The organism is Pseudomonas wenzhouensis, assembly GCF_021029445.1.
GTDB classification, from domain to species: Bacteria; Pseudomonadota; Gammaproteobacteria; order Pseudomonadales; family Pseudomonadaceae; genus Aquipseudomonas; species Aquipseudomonas wenzhouensis.
In genome coordinates this window covers 505641-523728 of sequence record NZ_CP072610.1, presented here as the reverse complement: position 1 = coordinate 523728, position 18088 = coordinate 505641, and the positions used below count along the sequence as shown (strand labels likewise).

The following is an 18088-nucleotide window of genomic DNA, read 5'->3' as shown; positions in this document are numbered from 1 at the left end:
CAAAGTTCCGGTAGTCTGCACGCATCGCCCCGAATCAGACCTCGCATGCCCCGCCCTCGTCTTCGTCAATCACTGCGGCGCCTCTGGGCGCTGGACAAGTTCAGCACCAGCCTGCGGGTGTTCATCGCCCTGGCAGGCGCCCTGGCGCTGTGCGGGTGGCAGGGTTGGACACACGCCCTGATCCCGCTGTTTCTGGGCATCATCGCCAGCGCCCTGACCGAGACCGACGACAGCTGGCAAGGTCGCCTCGGCGCAGTGCTGGTCACCCTGGCCTGCTTCAGTGCGGCGGCCTATGCGGTGGAATTTCTCTTTCCCTATCCATGGCTGTTCGTCATCGCCCTGGCGCTGTCAGCGTTCTGCTTGACCCTGCTCGGTGCCCTGGGCGAACGCTTTGCCACCCTCGGCTCCGGCACCCTGATTCTCGCCGTGTACAGCATGATCGGCGTCGAACAGCGCGGCGGTGTTGCCGGTCTGTGGCTGGAGCCGCTGCTGCTGGTAGCAGGCGCGGCCTGGTATGGCCTGCTGTCGGTGGTCTGGCACGGGCTGTTTGCCCATCAGCCGGTACAACAGAGCCTGGCCCGGCTGTTTCGCGAACTGGGCAAGTACCTCAAGCTCAAGGCTGCACTGTTCGAGCCCGTGCGCCAACTGGACGTCGAGCAGCGCCGGCTGGAGTTGGCGCAGCAGAACGGGCGCGTGGTGTCGGCGCTCAATGCGGCCAAGGAGATCATCCTGCACCGGGTCGGCAATGGCCGCCCCGGGCCCAAGGTCAATCGCTACCTGAAGCTGTATTTCCTCGCCCAGGACATCCACGAGCGCGCCAGCTCCTCGCACTACCCCTACAACGAACTGGCCGAAGCCTTCTTTCACAGCGACGTGTTGTTTCGCTGCCAGCGCCTGCTGCGCCTGCACGGCGAAGCCTGCCAGCGTCTGGGCAGCGCCATCGAGTTGCGTCAGCCGTTCGAGTACCGCGAACTGTGCAGCCAGGCGCTGGAAGACCTGCATGCCTCGCTCGACCACCTGCACCTGCAGAGCAACCCGGCCTGGCGCCGCCTGCTGCGCTCGCTCGGTGCACTGGCCGGCAACCTGGCCACGCTCGATCAACTGCTGAGCAACGCCAGCAACCCCGATGCCCTGGCCGATGAGCAGGACAACAGCCTGCTCGATCGCGAACCGCATTCGTTGCGCGAGGTCATCGAACGGATCGGCCAGCAACTGACACCGACCTCGCTGCTGTTTCGCCATGCCCTGCGCCTGGCCATCGCCCTGGCCGCCGGCTACGGCCTGCTGCACCTGATTCACCCGACCCAGGGTTACTGGATCCTGCTCACCACCCTGTTCGTCTGCCAGCCGAACTACGGCGCCACGCGTCTGAAACTGGTGCAGCGTATCACCGGTACCCTGCTCGGCCTGGGCCTCGGCTGGGCACTGTTCGACCTGTTCCCTGATCCGCGTATCCAGGCGCTGTTCGCCGTGGTCGCCGGGGTCGCCTTCTTCGCCACGCGCAGCACGCGCTACACCCTGGCCACGGCAGCGATCACCCTGCTGGTGCTGTTCTGCTTCAATCAGATCGGCAATGGCTACGGCCTGTTCCTGCCGCGCCTGGTCGACACCCTGCTCGGCGGCCTGATCGCCGGGCTGGCGGTGTTCCTGATCCTGCCGGACTGGCAAGGCCGACGCCTGGGGCGCATGCTTGCCAGCACCCTGAGCTGCAACAGCGCCTACCTGCGGCAGATCATCGCCCAGTACGCCCACGGCAAGCGTGACGACCTCGGTTACCGCCTGGCCCGGCGCAACGCGCACAACGCCGATGCGGCGCTGTCCACCACCCTCGGCAACATGCTGATGGAGCCGGGCCACTTCCGCAGGGATGCCGACCTCGGCTTTCGCTTCCTGGTACTGTCGCACACCCTGCTCAGCTACCTTTCCGGACTTGGCGCGCACCGTGGCGAACAGTTGCCGCAGGCAGCCCAGGCACAGTTGCTGGAACAGGCCGAAGCGCTGGCCAGCAGCCTCGAGCAGATCGCCAGCGGCCTGCGCGGCGAGCAGCCTCTGGCCATCCACAGCGACGAAGAACAGGCACTGGCGCAAAGCCTGGAACAGATCGCCGATGACACCGACGAACGCCAGCGTCTGGTGCAGACGCAACTGGCGCTGATCTGCCGCCAACTCGCGCCGCTGCGCACCCTGGCGGCGCACCTGGGAAAAGAATCCGGGCGACGCAGGGAGCCGTAAAACAGCGCCACTTATCCGAGATCCTGGTTTTTTTGCCAGCGGCTAACGACAAGCGCCATCTTTCTGCCAGTATTCAAGTCACCCCCATTCTCTCGGCCTCAAGCGATGTCTGCAGCCCACTCAACTGCACGCTTTCCCCTGCTGTGGTTGTTCCTGACCCTGTGCCTGCTGCTGCCTGAAGCGCATGCCCTGACCCGGCTGGACGAGAATACGCCGCCCATCGACCTGCAGGATGTGGCCAGCTACCTGGAAGATCCCCAGGCCGCCATGAGCCTCGCCGAGGTGCAGGCTGATACAGCCGCCTTCCTGCCTGCCCATGCACGTGATGGCCTGGGTTTTGGTTATGTAGACGGCGTGGTGTGGCTGCGCCTGGAATTGCAGTCAATCGCCCAGGAGCCCCTGCACTGGCGCCTGGAGCTGAACTACGCCTCACTGGATGAAGTACGCCTCTACGATGTGGCTGCCGGCACAGTACGCGAAGCGCGCAGTGGCGATACCGTGCCTTACCGCGAGCGCGCCATTGGCCACCGCAACCCGGTCTTCGAGATCAGCCTGCAACCTGATGAGCAGCGCACGCTGTACCTGCGTGTCGACTCACGCGGCAGCATGACCCTCAGTGGTGCGCTGATGTCCTTGCGCGATTTCGAGCAGCACAGCCAGCGCGGCTATCTGGCACATGCCATCTACTGCGGTGTACTGGTCGCGCTGGGCCTGTATAACCTGTTGCTGTATCTGGCCCTGCGTGAACGGCCGTTTCTCAACTACGTGCTGTTCATGTGCGCCTTTGCCCTCAGCGTGCTGTCACTCAATGGCCTCGGCGCGCAATACCTGTGGTCTGAAGGCGCGCCCTGGAGCAACCGCATCCTGCCGGTCAGCCTGGTGGCAGCCGCGTTGCTGTCGGTGGTATTCGCCCGCAGCTTTCTCGATACCCGCCAGTGGCTGCCGCATTGGGACAAGGGGCTGCTGTTGCTATGCCTGGCGATTGGCATGGCCTTGCTCGGCAGCGTGCTGCTGCCGCTGCAGCGTGCACTGCAATTGATGTCACTGACCGGCCTGATCGCCACACTGACCCTACTGCTGACCAGTTTCGTCTGCGTTGGCTACCGGGTGCCTGGCGCACGCCTGTTCGCCCTGGCCTGGCTGACGCTGCTCAGCGGAGCGGGGCTGCTGGCACTGCGCAACTTCGCCCTGATCCCGTCGAACTTCCTCACCCTGTACGCCATGCAGATCGGCTCGGGGCTGGAAATGATCCTGCTGTCCTTCGCCCTGGCGGCACGCTTCAACGAGCACAAACGCCAGCGCGAGGCAGCCCTGCAACTCAACGAGCAGGTGTTGGCGCAGCGCGTCACCGAGCGCACCCAGGCACTGGAGCAGGCCAATCTGCGTCTGCGTGAACTGGCCCTGCAGGACCCACTGACCGGCCTGGCCAATCGCACGGCCCTGCAGCAGCACCTGGATCAGGCACTGGCACGCAGCCGGCGGCGCCACGAACTGCTCGCGCTGATGCTGATCGACCTGGACGGTTTCAAGCCGATCAACGACCGGCATGGCCATGGCTTTGGCGACCAGGTGCTGACCGAGATCGCCCAGCGTCTGCGCCAGTACATCCGCGATGGTGACCTGCCGGCGCGCCTGGGTGGCGACGAGTTCGTGGTGGTCTGCGAGAACGTGCAGTCGGCAGACGATGCCCAGGATCTGGCCAGACGCTTGCTGGAAGGGCTGGACACGCCGATGCACCTGGAAGATCGTAGCGTGCGTGTGAGCGCCAGCATCGGCATCGCCCTGAGCCATGGCGACGACGAAGCCACCCACCTGATTCGCCTGGCCGACGCCGCCATGTACCAGGCCAAGGCCGAGGGTCGCAACCGCGTACGCCTGGCCAGCCAATCCCCGTGATCAGGTGCCACAGCCTACCCATCGACTCTGCAGGAGCGGCGCCCCGCCGCGAATCGGAGTTTGACGCCGCAGAAAAGCTTCGTCCCGGGGCGGGGCTCCTAAACAAGGCAGCCTTGGCAGCCCTGCCTGATCGACGTCAGGCTTTCGCCTCTTCATCAACTCGAACCCGATAGCACACCATGGATAAAAATCTGCTGCTGCAAGACGTACTCAGCCATCTGCAGAGCGACCTCGAGCAGGCCACCCTCGCCGCCGTCACCGCCCATGAAGCGGCGACACACGAAGAGAACGTCGCCGAAAACAAGTACGACACCCTGGGGCTGGAAGCGGCCTACCTGGCCAGCGGCCAGGCGCGTCGCGTCGAAGAGCTGCGGCAGACGCTGATTACCTGGCGCCAGTTGCGCCCGCGTCCGTTCGACGAGGCTCAGGGCATCGAGCTGGGTGCCCTGATAGAGCTGGCCGACGCCCAAAATCAGCGGCGCTGGCTGTTTCTCGGCCCACAGGGCGCGAGCATGAAGCTGCAGCAGACCGGTCACTCGATTCAGGTACTCGGCAGCACCGCACCACTGGGCCGTGCCCTGCTGGGCAAGGGGCCAGGCGATGAAATCAGCCTGCCCATGGCCGGCGGCGCACAATCCTTCGAGGTGCTCAGCGTCGAGTAAGCGGGAACTATCCGGGCTATGGTTGGGTAGATACCCATGACGAACCCCATCAGGAGCTTGCCATGGAACCGCCCGTTCACGACCTAGCAGCGCTGTTCAAGCAACTCGGCCTGGCGCATGACGAGGCCGGCATCGAAGCCTTCATCAAAACCCATGCACCGCTGCCAGACGCTCGCAAACTGGCCGATGCGGCATTCTGGAGCCCGGCGCAGGCCGCCTTCCTGCGCGAGGAAATCCTCGAGGACGCCGACTGGGCAGAGGTGGTCGATCAGCTCAACGTGCGCCTGCGCGGTTAGCCGGCGCCGGTCATCTCGCGCCAGGTCAGGTACAGGCGCAGATCGAATTCGATCTGCGCATAACCTGGCAGCATGTGCTCGCAGAGCTTGTAGAAGGCTTTGTTGTGCTCGCTCTCTTTCAGGTGCGCCAGCTCATGCACCACGATCATCTGCAGAAAGGTCGGCGCCGCCTCGCGAAACAGCGAAGCGACACGAATCTCCTTCTTCGCCTTGAGCTTGCCGCCCTGCACCCGTGAAATCGCCGTGTGCAGGCCGAGCGCGCGGTGGGTGAGGTCGAGGCGATTGTCGTAGAGCACCTTGTCGATGGCCGGCGCATTCTTCAGGTGCTCCTGCTTGAGCGCCATCACGTAGCCGTACAAAGCCTTGTCGCTCTGCACTTCATGTCGCCCCGGATAGCGCTGTGCCAGGTAATCGCCGAGGCGGTCATCGGCAATGAGTTGGCGAACCTGTTGCTGCAAGGCAACCGGATAACCCTGTAGGTACTTCACCACCAAGCCCCCATTCTGATCAGGAGCGCCAGTGTAACGGATGCCGGGTTACTCGCTGGGCAGCACCCGCAGCAGACGCCCCTGCGGACTGTCGGTGAGCAGGTAGAGCGCGCCATCAGGGCCGCTGCGCACATCGCGGATACGCTCGCCCAGTTCCTCGAAGAGGATTTCCTCGCCGGCCAGCATGCCGTCGCGCACACGGATACGCCGCACGCTACGCTCAGCCAGGGTGGCGGCGAACAGATCGCCCTGCCAGTCGGGGAACAGCTCGCCGCGATACAGGGTCAGGCTCGACGGCGCCACGGAAGGCGTCCAATGCAGCAACGGCGCGGTCAGCCCCGGCAGCTCGTGGTAGGGGCTGACCCGCGCACCGGTGTAATCGATACCGAAGGTCGCCAGCGGCCAGCCATAGTTGTTACCGGCCTCGATCAGGTTGAGCTCATCGCCCCCGCGCGGGCCGTGCTCGTGACTGTACAGGCGATCGAGCTCGGCATCATAGAAAATGCCTTGCACGTTGCGATGACCGAGGCTGTAGACCTCCGGGGCCGCCCCGGCCTGCCCCACCAACGGATTGTCCTGCGGTACGCTGCCATCGCGATTCAGGCGCACGATCTTGCCCAAATGGTTGGCCGGATTCTGCGCCTGCTCGCGCCAGTCGAAGCCGTCGCCCAGGGTCACGACCAGCGTCTTGTCGGCGAGAAAGGCGATACGCCCACCATAGTGTGCAGCGCCGGCCTTGAGCGGCTGGGCAGTGAACAACACCTCGACGTCCTGCAGTTCGTTGCCCACCAGGCGGGCGCGGGCCAGGCGGGTGTTGTTGGCTTCAGCCGAGCCATAGGCATAGGTCAGATACAGCCAGCGATTGTCACGGTAGTCCGGGTCCAGCGCCACGTCCATCAGGCCTGCCTGGGCGGCGATGAACGCTTCGGGCAAACCGGCCACCGGCTCGGGATCGACACTGCCGTCGGCTTCTACGATACGCAAACGCCCGACGCGCTCGGTGACCAGTTTGCGCCCATCGGGTAGAAACGCCATGGCCCAGGGACTTTCCAGCCCCTCGCTGAAGGTTTCGATGCGGTAGTCCAACGCCAGTAGCGGCGTACTGATGAACAGGGCGCCAAGCAGCAGCGCGCGGGTGCTTCTCAACATGGGCAACGCCTTGTCACAGGGAATCGGAGGAAGTCGGCTGCGCGCGGTAGTGCACGCGCCGCCCGAGCAAGCCAAACAACAGCGCGCCGACACTGCCGCAGGCCATCAGCCCGAGCGTACCGAACGGGCTGCGATCAGCAGCGATCAGCGTCGGCATGGGCGCCACGCTGTTGGCCACGGCCAGTGCCGACCAGATCGCTGCAGCCCCGGCCAGCACAAGGATCAGCCAGCGCAGAAGCGGCATACGCCGTGCCAGCCAGACGGCCAGCGGCAAGGCGAAGACATAACCCAAAGCGCTGAGCAGGATGAACGTCGGAGTAAAACCGAGCAGGTCGAGAGCGGTGGTGCCAAGACGCACATCCCATGGCACCGGTGCGCCAATGGCCTGCAGGGCAGCCAGATTGGCCTGGGTCTGGAAGATCGAAGCGAGCAGCGAAGCCAGCAATACGGCAAGAAGAAAGGCGAGCAACAGGCGTGGCTTGCTGGACATGGGTGGCAGTTTCCCGGAACGACAGTGCGCGGATTATGGCGCACCCCGCCTACGCTCAGGCTCCGGGAGTTTTACAGGGTTTTACCTCTGGCGAGCATGCCCTGCCGATATAACGCAACAGCCCCGCACGAGGCGGGGCTGCGGACAACGCATCAGGCTCAGTTGACCTTGGCGTTCAGCTCGCCACTGGCGTAACGCTGGTACATGCCTTCCAGGGAGATCGGCTTGATCTTGGAAGCATTGCCGGCGGTGCCGAAGGCTTCGTAGCGGGCGATGCAGATATCGCGCATGGCAACGATGGTCTTGGCGAAGAACTTGCGCGGGTCGAACTCGCTTGGATGCTCGGCCATCATGCGGCGGATGGCGCCGGTGGAAGCCAGACGCAGGTCGGTGTCGATGTTGACCTTGCGCACGCCGTGCTTGATGCCTTCGACGATTTCCTCAACCGGCACGCCGTAGGTTTCCTTGATGTCGCCGCCGAATTCGTTGATCACCTTCAACCACTCCTGCGGCACGGAGGAAGAACCGTGCATGACCAGGTGGGTGTTGGGGATGCGCTTGTGGATTTCCTTGATGCGCTCGATGGAGAGCACGTCGCCGGTTGGCGGCTTGGTGAACTTGTAGGCGCCGTGGCTGGTGCCGATGGCGATGGCCAGGGCATCGACCTGAGTGGCCTTGACGAAGGCCGCGGCTTCTTCCGGGTCGGTCAGCAGTTGACTGTGATCGAGCACGCCTTCGGCGCCGACGCCGTCTTCTTCACCGGCCATGCCGGTTTCCAGGCTGCCCAGGCAACCCAGCTCGCCTTCCACGGACACGCCGCAGGCGTGAGCGAAGGCCACGGTCTGCTGGGTCACGCGGACGTTGTAGTCGTAGTCGGCCGGGGTCTTGCCGTCTTCTTTCAGCGAGCCGTCCATCATCACCGAGGAGAAACCCAGCTGGATCGAGCGCTGGCATACGTCCGGGCTGGTGCCGTGATCCTGGTGCATGCACACCGGGATATGCGGGAATTCTTCGATGGCCGCCAGGATCAGGTGGCGCAGGAACGGCGCGCCAGCGTATTTACGAGCACCCGCGGAGGCCTGGACGATGACCGGCGAATCGGTCTTGTCGGCGGCTTCCATGATGGCGCGCATCTGCTCGAGGTTGTTGACGTTGAAGGCCGGCACGCCGTAACCGAATTCGGCGGCGTGGTCGAGCATCTGGCGCATGCTGATAAGTGCCATGGTGTTTCTGTCTCCCGGTTTGGAGGTCGTTGATCGTGCAAGCCTGCCGCAGGGGCAGGCGTTGTTCAAGTTTCGTGAGGCTGGGGCATGCCCGCAGCGTTCGTCTCGGCATCACCGAGGATGTTACGGTGCCTTGCAGCCTCGGCCGATCAGGTCATCGGTGGCGGTCCAGTAGATCAGGCCTTCCTCACCCTTGGTGTGAAAGGACAGGCGCCCGTCGCTGTAGAGCGCACCAGAGGCAGCCGGCTCCTGAGTCAGACGATAGACGATGTCGTCGCCACCCAGGCGCACGTCCACTTGTTCGAAGTCGTCATCGGCGAAACGCCACTGGACTTCAGCCTGGCTGTCGCACACCCAGCGATGCCACTGCTCCGGTGCCTCCGGCTGACTGCTGCAGGCTGCCAGCAACAGGGCGATGGCAGCGAGCCCCGCCAGTTTGATCCTGCTCAATTGCCTCTCCTCGTCAGCAACGCTGTTCCGGCACCGGACCGGTAGGCTGGTCCGTGCTTTCATCGATACGCTGATCATCCTGCGTGGTCGGGGTTTCGATCTGCGCCGGGCTGAACACCTCGCAGGCCGCCTCCCGTCCACCACCGGCACAACCGGCCAACAACATAAGCATGAGACTCAAAGCGGCTAACTTGCGCATGACATGACTCCTTGTTCGATGATCCGGTTTTCTACAGACCATCAGTTCGCGTCAGGGTTTAATCAGCCGCTGGCAGAGTGACATTCATCACCCTGGCTCGTCTTTATTGTACGCGCTGTTCCAGCACTTCCACGGCTGGCAGCACCTTGCCTTCGACGAACTCGAGGAACGCGCCGCCACCGGTGGAAATGTAGGAGATCTGCTCGGCCACGCCGTACTTGTCGATGGCCGCCAGGGTGTCGCCACCACCGGCAATGGAGAACGCCGGGCTCTCGGCGATGGCCAGGGCCAAGGCCTTGGTGCCGTTGCCGAACTGGTCGAACTCGAACACGCCGACCGGGCCGTTCCACAGGATGGTCTGCGAGGCCTTGAGCATTTCGGCGAACATCGCCGCGGTTTGCGGGCCGATGTCGAGGATCATGTCGTCCTCGGCCACGTCCTTGACCGCCTTGACGGTGGCCTCGGCGTCTTCGGCGAAGGCCTTGGCCACCACCACGTCAACCGGCAGCGGTACGCTGACCTTGGCCGCGATGGCCTTGGCGGTGTCGACCAGATCGGCTTCGTACAGCGACTTGCCCACCGGCAGGCCGGCAGCGGCGAGGAAGGTGTTGGCGATGCCGCCACCGACGATCAGCGAGTCGCAGATATCGGCCAGGGAATTGAGCACGTCGAGCTTGGTCGACACCTTGGAGCCGGCAACGATGGCCAGCATCGGCCGGGCCGGCTTGTCCAGCGCCTTGCCCAGGGCGTCCAGTTCGGCAGCCAGCAGCGGGCCGGCGCAGGCGACCTTGGCGAACTTGGCCACGCCATGGGTCGAACCCTGGGCGCGGTGTGCGGTACCGAAGGCGTCCATCACGAACACGTCGCACAGGGCGGCGTACTGCTGGGCCAGCTCATCGGTGTTCTTCTTTTCGCCCTTGTTGAAACGCACGTTCTCCAGCAGCACCAGCTCGCCGGCCTTGACCTCGACACCGCCGAGGTAGTCCTTGACCAGCGGCACGTCACGACCGAGCGCCTTGCTCAGGTAGGCCGCGACCGGGGCCAGGCTGTCTTCCTCGCTGTAGACGCCCTCTTCCGGGCGACCCAGGTGCGAGCAGACCAGCACGGCAGCGCCCTTCTCCAGCGCCAGCTTGATAGTCGGCAGGGAGGCGAGGATACGCGCGTCGCTCTTGACCACACCGTCCTTCACCGGGACGTTGAGGTCTTCGCGGATCAACACGCGCTTACCAGCGAGGTCGAGGTCGGTCATCTTCAGAACGGTCATGGATCAGTCCTTCACAAAGGCTGGTGGTACGGAGGAAGTGGATACAGCGAGAAAATGTTCAGCGACATCGAGCATGCGGTTGGCAAACCCCCACTCGTTGTCGAACCAGGCCAGCAGGTTGACCAGGCGCGGGCCGGACACGCGGGTCTGGCTGCCGTCGACGATGGCCGAGTGCGGGTCGTGGTTGAAGTCGCAGCTGGCGTGCGGCAGTTCGGTGTAGGCCAGCAGCCCCCTGAGCGGGCCACTCTCCGCCGCCTGACGCAGCACGCGGTTGATCTCTTCTGCCGAAGTGTCGCGCGCCGTCTGCAGGGTGATGTCCAGGCACGAGACGTTGACCGTCGGCACGCGGATGGCCTTGGCCTGAATACGCCCGGCCAGTTCCGGCAACAGGCGCTCGATACCGCGCGCCAGGCCGGTGGACACCGGGATCACCGACTGGAAGGCCGAGCGCGTGCGGCGCAGGTCTTCGTGGTGATAGGCATCGATCACCGGTTGATCGTTCATTGCCGAGTGGATGGTGGTAATGGAGACGTACTCCAGACCCACCACCTCATCGAGCAATTTCAACAGCGGCACACCGCAATTGGTGGTGCAGGACGCATTCGACACCAGGCGCTCGGCACCGCTCAGGCACTGCTGATTGACGCCAAAGACGACAGTGGCGTCGATATCCGCCTCGCTGGCCATCGGCTGCGACAGCAGCACGCGCGGTGCCCCCGCATCGATGAAGCGTTGCGCCTCGGCACGGGTGACGTACTGCCCGGAGCATTCGAGCAGCAGGTCGATGTCCAGCGCCGCCCAGTCGATGGCCTCGGGCTCGCTCTGGCGCAGCACCTTCACGCAATCGCCATTGATGTGCAGGCAGTCGCCATCGACCTTCACCTCGCCGGGAAAGCGCCCGTGAGTGGAGTCGAAGCGGGTCAGGTATTCGATGCTGGCCTGGTCGGCCAGGTCGTTTAGCGCAACGATTTCCAGACTCGCCGAATCGCCACGCTCGTGCAGCGCGCGCAGCACGCAACGGCCGATACGGCCGTAGCCGTTAAGAGCGATTCTGTAGGGACGCTTGGGCATCGGATATCTCGAAGGAACCTGGGGTGGATCGCGCTTAATCGATCCACCCGCTGTGTAACGGTGGATGAAAAGAGCGTCACCCACCCTACATCGTCGTTCTCACTCAGGCGTCGAGCAGCTCGGCGGCGGTTTCCAGGATATTGTCCACGGTAAAACCGAACTCCTCGAACAGCGCTGGCGCCGGGGCCGACTCACCGAAGGTGGTCATGCCGATGATGCGACCTTCCAGGCCTACGTACTTGTACCAGTAGTCGGCATGGGAGGCTTCGATGGCAATCCGCGCGCCCACCTGAACCGGCAGCACGGCCTGCTTGTAGCTGGCATCCTGCTGGTCGAACACGCTGGTGGATGGCATGGAAACGACGCGCACCTGGCGACCCTGCTCTTCCAGCTTGGCGGCGGCCTGCATGGCCAGGCCGACTTCCGAACCGGTGGCGATGAGGATCAGTTCCGGCTCACCGGCGCTGTCTTTCAGTACGTAGCCGCCGCGCGCGACGTTAGCCAACTGCTGAGCATCGCGGCTCTGGTGCGGCAGGTTCTGACGGCTGAATACCAGGGCGCTGGGACCATCGGCACGCTCGATGGCGTATTTCCAGGCCACGGCGGATTCCACGGCATCGGCCGGCCTCCAGGTGTCGAGGTTCGGCGTGCCACGCAGGCTGGCCAGCTGCTCGATTGGCTGATGAGTCGGGCCGTCTTCGCCGAGGCCGATGGAGTCGTGGGTGAACACGTACAGCACGCGCTTCTTCATCAGCGCGGACATGCGCACGGCATTGCGCGCGTATTCCATGAAGATCAGGAAGGTCGCGCCGTACGGCACGAAACCGCCGTGCAGGGCGACACCGTTCATGATCGCGCTCATGCCGAACTCGCGCACGCCGTAGAACATGTAGTTGCCGGACGCGTCTTCAGCGGATACGCCCTTGCAGCCCTTCCACAGGGTCAGGTTGGAGCCGGCCAGGTCGGCCGAACCGCCGAGGAATTCCGGCAGCAGCGGGCCGAAGGCATTCAGCGCGTTCTGGCTGGCCTTACGGCTGGCGATGGTCTCGCCCTTGGCGGCGACTTCTTGGATATAGGCGCTGGCCTTCTCGGCAAAGTCGGCGGGCAGCTCACCGGCCATGCGGCGCTTGAACTCGCTGGCCAGCTCGGGATGGGCAGCGGCGTAAGCGGCGAACTTTTCGTTCCAGGCGGCTTCGGCGGCAGCGCCGGCTTCCTTGGCGTCCCACTCGGCGTAGATCTCGGCGGGGATTTCGAACGGGCCATGGTTCCAGCCCAGGGCGGCGCGGGTCAGGGCGATTTCGTCATTGCCCAGCGGTGCGCCGTGGCACTCTTCCTTGCCCTGCTTGTTCGGCGAACCGAAGCCGATGGTGGTCTTGCAGCAGATCAGGGTCGGCTGATCCGTAGTCTTGCGCGCGGTGTCGATGGCCATCTTGATTTCTTCGGCATCATGGCCGTCGACATTGCGGATCACCTGCCAGCCGTAGGCTTCGAAGCGCTTCGGCGTGTCGTCGGTGAACCAGCCCTCGACCTCGCCGTCGATGGAGATGCCGTTGTCGTCGTAGAAGGCGATCAGCTTGCCCAGGCCCAGGGTGCCGGCCAGCGAACAGACTTCGTGGGAAATGCCTTCCATCATGCAGCCGTCGCCGAGGAACACATAGGTGTTGTGGTCGACGATGGTGTGGCCTTCACGGTTGAACTGCGCGCCCAGCACCTTCTCGGCGATGGCGAAGCCGACAGCGTTGGCGATGCCCTGACCGAGCGGGCCGGTGGTGGTTTCCACGCCCGGGGTATAGCCGTACTCGGGGTGGCCCGGGGTCTTGCTGTGCAGCTGACGGAAGTTCTTCAGGTCGTCGATGGACAGGTCGTAGCCGGTCAGGTGCAGCAGCGAATAGATCAGCATCGAACCATGGCCGTTGGACAGCACGAAGCGGTCACGGTCGGCGAAGTTCGGATTCTGCGGGTTGTGCTTGAGGTAGTCGCGCCACAGCACTTCGGCGATGTCCGCCATACCCATGGGGGCACCGGGGTGGCCGCTGTTGGCTTTCTGCACGGCATCCATGCTCAGGGCACGAATGGCATTGGCTCGCTCACGACGGCTGGGCATCGCTGAATCTCCTACGGGGGCTGCTTCTGAATGAAGGGGGCGAAAAAGACGTCTATTTTCGCCCAGCCAGCCCCCATGGGGCAATGACAGATGGTCGTAGAGAGCAAATCAGCTCGCCTGTTCGCTCAGAACGCTCACCGCCGGGCTGCCCGGCCCGCCCAGGCACGGTGCCTGAAACAACTCACCATGCCAGACGCCGGCGAGCGTACGGCTGAACACCAACGTCCAGACCGCCGCCAGCTGCACCGCCAGCAGCAGACCGATGAAGGCGAACAAGCTCAGGCCGGTCACGGCCTGCAGTTCAAAGGTGGCCAGGGCGAAGACGCCCAGCGGGAAGGTGAACCCCCACCAGCCGAGGTTGAACGGCATGTTGTCGCGGATGTAGTGGCGGGTGAACAGGGTGGCGATCACCAGCCACCACAAGCCCGCGCCCCACAGCGCCAGGCCACCGATCAGGCCGAGATCCCGCGCCAGCTCGGCGGCGCCCACCAGCGGCGTACCGGCAAAGGCCAGCGGCGCCGCATGCCCCATGCTCAGCAACCCCAGGCAACCGGTAGCCAGCGGCCCCAGTGGCAGCCAGCTGGTGGCGGCAAAATCGGTATCCGGCAGCTTGTGCAGGGCCAGGCGCAGCAGCACCAGCGTGATCAGCGAAAACGCCAGCGACAGCGACAATCCCCAGAGCACGAAGCCGGCCACCAATAACTGTTGCGCCGCCTCGGCCGCCAGATGCGGCGCCAGCGCGCCTGCCGTGCTGGCGGCGACCTCCGGTGCGACAATCGGTAGCAGCCAGACCGCGGTGAGCTTTTCCAGCGCATGGTGCTGGCGGGTGAACATCAGATAGGGCACCAACAACGCGCCAAGCAGCGCCAGCGCCGCATCCAGACACCACAGCGCATGGGCCAGCGCGTAGATCCCTTCCCCCCAACGCGGCACCCCGAACAGCAACAAGCCCTTGATCAGTACCGCCAGGCCCATGGGAATGGCACCGAGGAACATTGACTGCACCGGGTGCAGCAGCATCGGCCAGATGGTTTCGCGAAACAGCGTCAGGCGCAGCAGAAACAGCAGGCTGAACAGCGCGAACAGACTGACCGCGACAAACCACAGCCCCTCGGCGAGCATCAGCAATCCAGGCAGCTGCCAGGGCAGATGAGCGACCACCAGCGCCAGCACACCAGTGCCCATGGTCATGGCAAACCAGCTGGGCGTGAAGTGACGGATAAAGGCGAGCGGCTCGGGTAAACGACTGAAGGGGCGTGGCATGAGTCGGGTAGTCCCGTGACATGAGTGATGGCGCAAGGGTAAGAATTGGCTTGCCATATGAAAAATACATATTCAGCATCAAACCCATACTTTTCGCTTATACAAAGTCATGAACCTCCATCACCTGAAGGTCTTCCTTGCCGTGGCAGAAGCCGGCAGCATCAGCGCCGGCGCCGAACGCCTGCACATCAGCCAGCCTGCCGTGACGCGGGAAATTCGCGATCTCGAAGCCAGCCTCGACCTGCGCCTGTTCGATCGTCAGCCACGCGGCGTGCGACTGACCGAAGGCGGCCTGCGCCTGCATGACTATGCGCGACGCATCTTCGCCCTGGAGCGCGCCGCCGAACGCGACCTGCGAGACTTTGCCCAGCTCGAACAGGGCGAGCTGCACCTGGGTGCCAGCGCCACGCTCGGGTCTTACCTGCTGCCACCCCTGCTTACCCGCTTTCGCACCCTGCATCCGCAGATATTCGTCAGCCTGGAGGTGAGCAACACCGATGTTGTAACCCGCCAACTGGACGAGGGCCAGATCAGCCTCGGTTTTGTCGAAGGGCTGTTCGCACACGGCGACTATGCCTACCACCTGCTGGCCCGCGATGCCCTGCTGGCAGTGGCTTCGCCAGAGCATCCACTGGCCCGCAGCAGCGCGCTGCAGGCCAGGCATCTGCAGGATTATCCGCTGTACATGCGCGAGCCAGGCTCCGGCGCACGCGCCAGCATCGAACAGGCCTATCGCGACCACGGCCTGGAACCACAGGCCGGCATGGCCATCGGCAGCACCGAGGCACTCAAGCGCCTGCTCGCAGACGGCCAGGGCATCGCCTGGCTGTCACAGCGGGTGGTGGAGCGCGAACTGGCCAGCGGTGAACTGTGCCACCTGCAGGTACAGGATCTGCAGATCGAACGCGACTTGCATGTGCTCTGGCGCCTGGGCGCCAGCCTGAGCCCGGCACCCGCAGCCTTTCTGGCACTGAGCGAGAACGCCGGCTAGCCAGCAAAATCAATATCAAAACTTTTTGATATTGGTGTTGCTGTATGAAAAATGACCGACTAGACTGCGCCACCATGACCCTGCGCGCCCCTGAGTTGGAATTCGACCCCTGCGACACGCTCGCCGCCCTGTGCAAGGCCGGCGGTGACTCGCTGCGCCTGAACGTTTTGCGCGTGCTGAGCAACGATTCCTTCGGCGTGCTGGAGCTGGCGCAGATCTTCGCCATCGGTCAGTCGGGCATGAGTCATCACCTCAAGGTGCTGGCCCAGGCCGGGCTGGTGGCCACGCGTCGTGAGGGCAACGCGATCTTCTACCGTCGCGCCCTGCCCAATGGCCGCCTGCACGCCGCCCTGCTGGACGACATCGATGACCTGCCTCTGCCCGCCGCTGTGCAAACGCGCATCGGCGCCGTGCACCAGCAGCGCGCCACCGTCAGCCGCGATTTCTTCGCGCGCATGGCCAGCAACTTCCAGGCCCAGCAGGATCTGATCGCCGGTTTGCCGCAGTACCGCGACAGCCTGCTGGCGCTGCTCGATGCGCTGCGTTTCGCGCCAGACGCCACGGCGCTGGAAATCGGCCCCGGCGACGGCGCCTTCCTGCCCGAACTGGCGCGGCGCTTCGCCCAGGTCACGGCACTGGACAACAGCCCGGCTATGCTCGAACTGGCCAGCCAGCGCTGCGCCGCCGAAGGGCTGGGTAACGTCAAGCTGAAACTGACCGATGCGCTGCAGGACACGCCCGTCACGGCCGATTGCGTGGTACTGAACATGGTGCTGCACCACTTCGCCACGCCGGCCGAGGCCTTTCGCAAGCTGGCCGGCCTGGTCGCGCCGGGCGGCAGCCTGCTGCTCAGCGAACTGTGCAGCCACGACCAGAGCTGGGCGCGCGAGGCCTGCGGCGATCTTTGGCTAGGCTTCGAGCAGGACGATCTGTCGCGCTGGGCCAGCGCCGCCGGGCTGGTTCCCGGCGAAAGTCTCTATATCGGTCTGAAGAACGGTTTTCAGATTCAGTTACGGCACTTCGCCCAACCTGGCGAGCGAAGCGCTCCACGTTACGGCACACAAGGAACCCACCCATGAGCGAATACTCCCTGTTCACCTCCGAGTCCGTGTCCGAAGGACACCCGGACAAGATCGCCGACCAGATTTCCGATGCGGTGCTCGACGCCATCATCACCCAGGACAAGCACGCCCGCGTGGCTGTGGAAACCCTGGTCAAGACCGGCGTGGCCATCGTTGCCGGTGAAGTCACCACCAGCGCCTGGGTCGACCTGGAGCAGATCGTCCGCGACGTCATCTGCGACATCGGCTACACCAGCAGCGACGTCGGCTTCGACGGCGCCACCTGCGGCGTGCTCAACATCATTGGCAAGCAGTCCCCGGACATCAACCAGGGCGTCGACCGCGCCAAGCCGGAAGATCAGGGCGCCGGCGACCAGGGCCTGATGTTCGGCTACGCCAGCAACGAAACCGACGTGCTGATGCCCGCGCCGATCTGCTTCTCGCACCGCCTGGTCGAGCGCCAGGCCGAAGCGCGCAAGTCCGGCCTGCTGCCGTGGCTGCGCCCGGATGCCAAATCCCAGGTCACCTGCCGCTACGAGAACGGCAAGGTCGAGGCCATCGATGCAGTGGTGCTGTCCACCCAGCACAACCCGGAAGTGAAATACGACGACCTGCGCGAAGGCGTCATGGAGCTGATCGTCAAGCATGTGCTGCCGGCCGAACTGCTGCACAAGGACACCCAGTTCCACATCAACCCGACCGGCCAGTTCATCATCGGCGGCCCGGTGGGCGACTGCGGCCTGACCGGGCGCAAGATTATCGTCGACAGCTACGGCGGCATGGCCCGTCACGGCGGCGGCGCCTTCTCCGGCAAGGACCCGTCCAAGGTCGACCGCAGCGCCGCCTACGCCGGTCGCTACGTGGCCAAGAACATCGTTGCCGCCGGCCTGGCCGAGCGCTGCGAGATCCAGGTGTCCTACGCCATCGGCGTGGCCCAGCCGACCTCCATCTCGATCAACACCTTCGGCACCCACAAGATCGCCGAAGAGAAGATCATCCAGCTGGTGCGTGACGTGTTCGATCTGCGTCCGTACGCCATCACCAAGATGCTCGACCTGCTCCACCCGATGTACCAGGACACCGCCGCCTACGGCCACTTCGGCCGCACGCCGCAGTCCAAGACCGTCGGCGACGACAGCTTCACCACCTTCACCTGGGAACGCACCGACAAGGCCGCCGACCTGCGCGCCGCTGCCGGCCTGTAAGCCCCTGAAAACGAAAGCCCCGCCAGAGCGATCTGGCGGGGTTT

General features: G+C 64.5%; 17 protein-coding genes. 7 read left to right on the top strand and 10 right to left on the bottom strand.

What is annotated here, in order from left to right:
* Positions 1–45 precede the first annotated feature (45 nt).
* The 4 genes from yccS (at position 46) to J7655_RS02450 (ending at position 5086) form a co-directional block, all read left to right on the top strand.
* The gene (gene yccS / locus J7655_RS02465) at positions 46–2232 is read left to right on the top strand and encodes a YccS family putative transporter (RefSeq protein ID WP_230926409.1); all 2187 of its coding nucleotides are present in this window, start codon (positions 46–48) and stop codon (positions 2230–2232) included.
* A 105-nt stretch (positions 2233–2337) separates the two neighbouring features.
* Positions 2338–4128, top strand: a complete 1791-nt coding sequence (locus J7655_RS02460; protein WP_230926408.1) for a diguanylate cyclase — start codon at positions 2338–2340, stop codon at positions 4126–4128.
* A 179-nt stretch (positions 4129–4307) separates the two neighbouring features.
* Positions 4308–4790, top strand: a complete 483-nt coding sequence (locus J7655_RS02455) for a GreA/GreB family elongation factor (RefSeq protein ID WP_230926407.1) — start codon at positions 4308–4310, stop codon at positions 4788–4790.
* 62 nt (positions 4791–4852) lie between these two features.
* The gene (locus J7655_RS02450; RefSeq protein WP_230926406.1) at positions 4853–5086 is read left to right on the top strand and encodes a DUF2789 domain-containing protein; all 234 of its coding nucleotides are present in this window, start codon (positions 4853–4855) and stop codon (positions 5084–5086) included.
* Here J7655_RS02450 and J7655_RS02445 read toward each other — a convergent pair.
* The 10 genes from J7655_RS02445 to J7655_RS02400 all read right to left on the bottom strand — a co-directional run bounded on the left by J7655_RS02445 (position 5083) and on the right by J7655_RS02400 (position 14787).
* Positions 5083–5574: a YgjP-like metallopeptidase domain-containing protein gene (locus J7655_RS02445; RefSeq protein WP_420850904.1), complete on the bottom strand. Its 492-nt coding sequence runs from the start codon at positions 5572–5574 to the stop codon at positions 5083–5085. The genes J7655_RS02450 and J7655_RS02445 overlap by 4 nt on opposite strands.
* A gap of 48 nt (positions 5575–5622) precedes the next feature.
* Positions 5623–6723, bottom strand: coding sequence for a PQQ-dependent sugar dehydrogenase (locus J7655_RS02440; protein ID WP_230926404.1), 1101 nt, complete (start codon positions 6721–6723; stop codon positions 5623–5625).
* A gap of 13 nt (positions 6724–6736) precedes the next feature.
* Positions 6737–7213: a hypothetical protein gene (locus tag J7655_RS02435; protein WP_230926403.1), complete on the bottom strand. Its 477-nt coding sequence runs from the start codon at positions 7211–7213 to the stop codon at positions 6737–6739.
* A 158-nt stretch (positions 7214–7371) separates the two neighbouring features.
* Positions 7372–8436 carry a class II fructose-bisphosphate aldolase gene (gene fba / locus J7655_RS02430; protein WP_084341275.1) on the bottom strand — a complete coding sequence of 355 codons (1065 nt, stop codon included), beginning with the start codon at positions 8434–8436 and terminating at the stop codon, positions 7372–7374.
* Positions 8437–8559: 123 nt separating this feature from the next.
* The gene (locus J7655_RS02425) at positions 8560–8886 is read right to left on the bottom strand and encodes an MliC family protein (RefSeq protein WP_420850903.1); all 327 of its coding nucleotides are present in this window, start codon (positions 8884–8886) and stop codon (positions 8560–8562) included.
* 13 nt (positions 8887–8899) lie between these two features.
* Entirely contained in the window at positions 8900–9085 is a 186-nt protein-coding gene (locus J7655_RS02420) for a hypothetical protein (RefSeq protein WP_230926402.1), read from the bottom strand.
* A 103-nt stretch (positions 9086–9188) separates the two neighbouring features.
* On the bottom strand, positions 9189–10349 hold the full coding sequence (locus J7655_RS02415; RefSeq protein ID WP_230926401.1) for a phosphoglycerate kinase: 1161 nt from the start codon (positions 10347–10349) through the stop codon (positions 9189–9191).
* Positions 10350–10352: 3 nt separating this feature from the next.
* On the bottom strand, positions 10353–11420 hold the full coding sequence (epd, locus tag J7655_RS02410) for an erythrose-4-phosphate dehydrogenase (protein ID WP_230926400.1): 1068 nt from the start codon (positions 11418–11420) through the stop codon (positions 10353–10355).
* Positions 11421–11523: 103 nt separating this feature from the next.
* Positions 11524–13524, bottom strand: a complete 2001-nt coding sequence (tkt, locus tag J7655_RS02405) for a transketolase (RefSeq protein WP_230926399.1) — start codon at positions 13522–13524, stop codon at positions 11524–11526.
* Between the two features lie 108 nt (positions 13525–13632).
* The gene (locus J7655_RS02400; RefSeq protein ID WP_230926398.1) at positions 13633–14787 is read right to left on the bottom strand and encodes a TDT family transporter; all 1155 of its coding nucleotides are present in this window, start codon (positions 14785–14787) and stop codon (positions 13633–13635) included.
* Positions 14788–14896: 109 nt separating this feature from the next.
* On the opposite strand from J7655_RS02400, the gene J7655_RS02395 reads away from it, so the two are divergent.
* The 3 genes from J7655_RS02395 to metK all read left to right on the top strand — a co-directional run bounded on the left by J7655_RS02395 (position 14897) and on the right by metK (position 18044).
* A complete protein-coding gene (locus J7655_RS02395) occupies positions 14897–15778 on the top strand; it encodes a LysR family transcriptional regulator (protein ID WP_230926397.1) in 882 nt (293 codons plus the stop codon).
* Between the two features lie 74 nt (positions 15779–15852).
* Positions 15853–16857, top strand: a complete 1005-nt coding sequence (locus tag J7655_RS02390; protein ID WP_230927654.1) for an ArsR/SmtB family transcription factor — start codon at positions 15853–15855, stop codon at positions 16855–16857.
* Positions 16854–18044, top strand: a complete 1191-nt coding sequence (gene metK, locus J7655_RS02385) for a methionine adenosyltransferase (RefSeq protein ID WP_230926396.1) — start codon at positions 16854–16856, stop codon at positions 18042–18044. Before J7655_RS02390 ends, metK begins: the two co-directional genes overlap by 4 nt.
* Positions 18045–18088: the final 44 nt, after the last annotated feature.

Bases quoted from the DNA above. Each gene is read 5' to 3' on its own strand.
- yccS (WP_230926409.1), top strand. From the start codon at position 46: ATGCCCCGCCCTCGTCTTCGTCAATCACTGCGGCGCCTCTGGGCGCTG.
- J7655_RS02460 (WP_230926408.1), top strand. From the start codon at position 2,338: ATGTCTGCAGCCCACTCAACTGCACGCTTTCCCCTGCTGTGGTTGTTC.
- J7655_RS02455 (WP_230926407.1), top strand. From the start codon at position 4,308: ATGGATAAAAATCTGCTGCTGCAAGACGTACTCAGCCATCTGCAGAGC.
- J7655_RS02450 (WP_230926406.1), top strand. From the start codon at position 4,853: ATGGAACCGCCCGTTCACGACCTAGCAGCGCTGTTCAAGCAACTCGGC.
- J7655_RS02440 (WP_230926404.1), bottom strand. From the start codon at position 6,723: ATGTTGAGAAGCACCCGCGCGCTGCTGCTTGGCGCCCTGTTCATCAGT.
- J7655_RS02435 (WP_230926403.1), bottom strand. From the start codon at position 7,213: ATGTCCAGCAAGCCACGCCTGTTGCTCGCCTTTCTTCTTGCCGTATTG.
- fba (WP_084341275.1), bottom strand. From the start codon at position 8,436: ATGGCACTTATCAGCATGCGCCAGATGCTCGACCACGCCGCCGAATTC.
- J7655_RS02420 (WP_230926402.1), bottom strand. From the start codon at position 9,085: ATGCGCAAGTTAGCCGCTTTGAGTCTCATGCTTATGTTGTTGGCCGGT.
- J7655_RS02415 (WP_230926401.1), bottom strand. From the start codon at position 10,349: ATGACCGTTCTGAAGATGACCGACCTCGACCTCGCTGGTAAGCGCGTG.
- epd (WP_230926400.1), bottom strand. From the start codon at position 11,420: ATGCCCAAGCGTCCCTACAGAATCGCTCTTAACGGCTACGGCCGTATC.
- tkt (WP_230926399.1), bottom strand. From the start codon at position 13,524: ATGCCCAGCCGTCGTGAGCGAGCCAATGCCATTCGTGCCCTGAGCATG.
- J7655_RS02400 (WP_230926398.1), bottom strand. From the start codon at position 14,787: ATGCCACGCCCCTTCAGTCGTTTACCCGAGCCGCTCGCCTTTATCCGT.
- J7655_RS02395 (WP_230926397.1), top strand. From the start codon at position 14,897: ATGAACCTCCATCACCTGAAGGTCTTCCTTGCCGTGGCAGAAGCCGGC.
- J7655_RS02390 (WP_230927654.1), top strand. From the start codon at position 15,853: ATGACCCTGCGCGCCCCTGAGTTGGAATTCGACCCCTGCGACACGCTC.
- metK (WP_230926396.1), top strand. From the start codon at position 16,854: ATGAGCGAATACTCCCTGTTCACCTCCGAGTCCGTGTCCGAAGGACAC.